General features: G+C 69.6%; 2 protein-coding genes and 1 pseudogene. All 3 read left to right on the top strand.

The genetic code is table 11. The features are described from left to right. Positions 1 to 1,096, top strand: a pseudogene (locus Q9R39_RS24490) (DNA cytosine methyltransferase); the annotation flags it as partial. Positions 1,097 to 1,210: 114 nt separating this feature from the next. Continuing rightward, entirely contained in the window at positions 1,211 to 1,879 is a 669-nt protein-coding gene (locus tag Q9R39_RS24485) for a type IV toxin-antitoxin system AbiEi family antitoxin domain-containing protein (protein WP_311278436.1), read from the top strand. Beyond that, positions 1,879 to 2,910, top strand: coding sequence for a nucleotidyl transferase AbiEii/AbiGii toxin family protein (locus tag Q9R39_RS24480; RefSeq protein WP_311278435.1), 1,032 nt, complete (start codon positions 1,879 to 1,881; stop codon positions 2,908 to 2,910). The genes Q9R39_RS24485 and Q9R39_RS24480 overlap by 1 nt, the downstream gene beginning before the upstream one ends. Positions 2,911 to 3,035: the final 125 nt, after the last annotated feature.

Genomic DNA, 3,035 nt, shown 5'->3' with positions numbered 1-3,035 from the left:
ACTGCCCGCCCCCGACCTCGACCACCGCCCGCAGGCGTGGTGCGGCCCCTGCGATGAGGCCGTCGAGGCGATGTGGGCGTGGAAGACCGGCGTGCCCGCCAGCGGATCGGTGCGCTACGGCAAGCAGTACAACTACCGGTGCCCGCGCTGCTTCGGCGAGGTCTCCCCCACCACCACGCCATCGCTGACCGCCCTGGACCTGACCCACCTGGGAACTCGTATCGGCGATCGGGCCAAACCGCTGGCCCCGGCGACCATGGCCCGCGCCGAACGCTGCCGCCAGAAGTTCGCCGAGTTCCCCGCCGTGCTGATGCCGGCCAAGGCCCAACGCGGAGTGGAACGCCACCCGCTGCAACCGATGTCGACGCAAACCTCGCAACAAGAGACCGCGCTGCTCAGTACCGGCGCGATCATGGTCGCCGCCGGAAACACCTTCGAGCGTCCCGGGTCCTCGTGCCGGGCCAGGACCCTCGGTCAGCCGCTGTGGACCCAGCCCGCCACCAACACCACCGGCCTGATCACTCCCCCGATCGCGATGGCCATCAACAACTTCCAAGGCGCACCGCGCGGCATCAACGAGGCCCTGCCCACCCAGGGCGGATCGGAAACCCTGAGCATCCTGTCCTCAGGTGTGGTGCCCTTCCGCAAACACACCACCCCGGCCAGCCACGCCCAGGCCATGCCGACCGTCACCGCCGAGCAGACCCCCGGCCTGCTCACCGCCGCCGGTGACCGCGCCCTACTCGCAGGCTGGTTCAAACAGAACGGCAGCACCGGAACCGAGACCGCCCCGCACCCGCTCACCGATCCCCTGGGCACCATGACCAGCCGCGACACCACCGCCCTACTCGCCGCCCACTGGCGCGACGCCCTCGCCGAGATCTCCCTCGAAGAGTGCTTCTTCCGCATGATGACCCCCCACGAGGTCGGCCGCGGATGCGGATTCGACCCCGACTTCGGCGACCACAAAGGCACCTTCACCGTCTGGGGAAAAGGCCGTGACCAGATCGACGGCTACGGCAACGCCGTCACCCCACCAGTCCCCCTGTGGATCGGCACCCGACTCCGCGAGGTCCTGCACCCCCGAGGCGCGTAACCATCACCGGCCCCGGCGACACCAGCCACGCCGGGCCGGACAGACCCACACCCCAGCAGAAGAGGAGCGGTTCTCGTGCCGGTCACCCACCACACCGATTGCTATTATTGCTGCATGATCGACGCTGGCCGGTGGGGCGCGATCCGCGACCTGGCGGATCGCCAGTTCGGCCTGTTCACCACCGCCCAAGCCCGCCACCTCGGCGTCGCCCCCTACGTACTCGCCCGGCTCGCCGAGCGCGAGGAAATCGTCCGGGTGCATCACGGCGTCTACGAACTCCCCGAATCCTCGGCCTGGACCACGGTCGGCGACTGGGCGGCACAGTGGCTGGCGCTGCACCCCGCCGCCGACGTCGAGGACCGCCGCGCCCACCCCGACAGCGTGGTGAGCCATGCCGCTGCCGCCCAAGTGCTTCGGCTGGGCACGGTCACCGCATCCGGGCTCGAGCTGAGCAGCCCGCACCGGATCAACGTTCGCGATCCCTCGGTGCGCACCTGGCGCCGGCCGATCGGTACCCGCGGCCGCGACTGGGACCTCGTCGACGGACTGCCGGTGACCACACCCGCCCGTACCGTGGCCGACCTGCTGGTCACCCACGGCGACGGCGGGCACATCGGGACCGCGCTGCACACCTGCCTGAGCGAGTCGCTGGTCGACGCCGACGAACTGATCGCAGTGTGTGACCGGGCCGCGCCGCGCTGGAACTACGCCTCGGGCGCCGAGCTGTTCGCCTCGCTGCTCGATCAGGCCCAGATGCCGGCCGAACCGGTGCTGGTCGGCTGATGCCGTATGCGTCCGAAGAGGCCTTCCGCGCCGGACTGAGAGCCCGCCTGTCCGCTGAGGCTCGCACGAACAGGTTCAGCCGCGACGAGCTCGCCCAAACCGTCACCCTCCAGTTGTTCCTTGCCCGGCTGTTCCGCTCCCCCGACGCCGACCAGTGGATTCTCACCGGCGGCACCGCCCTGCACTTCCGGGCACCGACCCAAGCCCGCCCGACCGCCGACGCCGACCTGGCCACCCGCCTCGACGCCGAACACATGCAGCGATCGCTGCGCCAGGCCGCCCAACCCGGCCCCGGCGATTTCGGCGAGTTCGACGTCAGGATCACCGCGACCCGTAGCCCAGGCTTGTTCGCCGGACGTATCCACTACAACATTGCCGGGCAACGGTTCTCCAACGCCAAACTCGACATCGCCACCCACCGGGAGATGCTGCTACCGCCCGAGATGTTGAGCCCTCACCCCGTGCTCGCGCTCGACGAACTCGACCCCATGCCCGTGATCCGGATGCAAGCCGCCGCCGAAGCGGTCGCCGACAAGGTCGCCGCCCTCTACGAGCTGCACGGCCCCCACGGCGACACCCCCTCCACGCGCGCCCACGATCTGGTCGACCTCGTCATCCTCGCCCGCACCCAGTCATTCGACGCCGAGCAGCTCCACACCGCGATCCGCCACCAAGAACACCGCCGCGGTCTGACGATCCCGGTGCCGTTGGTCCTGCCCAACCCGACCTGGGAACGTGACTACCCCCAGCACGCCGTCCACAGCGGTTTGCCGGCGCACCTGCACCAGGCCGACGCCGCGCTCGCGGCCGCCAACAGCCTCATCGAACCGATCCTGACGGACGCGACTGGGAACGGTCAGTGGAACCCCGACGACGGTGCGTGGACCTCGCAGAGAACGCGCTCGATCGGAGAACTGCTCGGCGACACTCGCGCCCCACGCTCGGCGCCGAGCACACCCGCACCCGAGACATCCAGTGGGACGTCGGCACCGAGGGTGGAACGCTCCCGCGACTACGGGCCCGAGCTGTAGCCGTGAACGTCGAACGAGGGTGTCCAGTCGCATAACGCCGCTCGACGACGTGCGTATCAAACCTAGTGACGGATCGCAGGGCTTCGGGAAGTCCAGTGTGGTGGCCTTACCACCAGGACTTTCGT

The organism is Gordonia sp. AC31 (assembly GCF_031844505.1).
GTDB lineage: Bacteria > Actinomycetota > Actinomycetes > Mycobacteriales > Mycobacteriaceae > Gordonia > Gordonia hongkongensis.
This window is presented reverse-complemented; position numbering and strand designations above follow the sequence as displayed.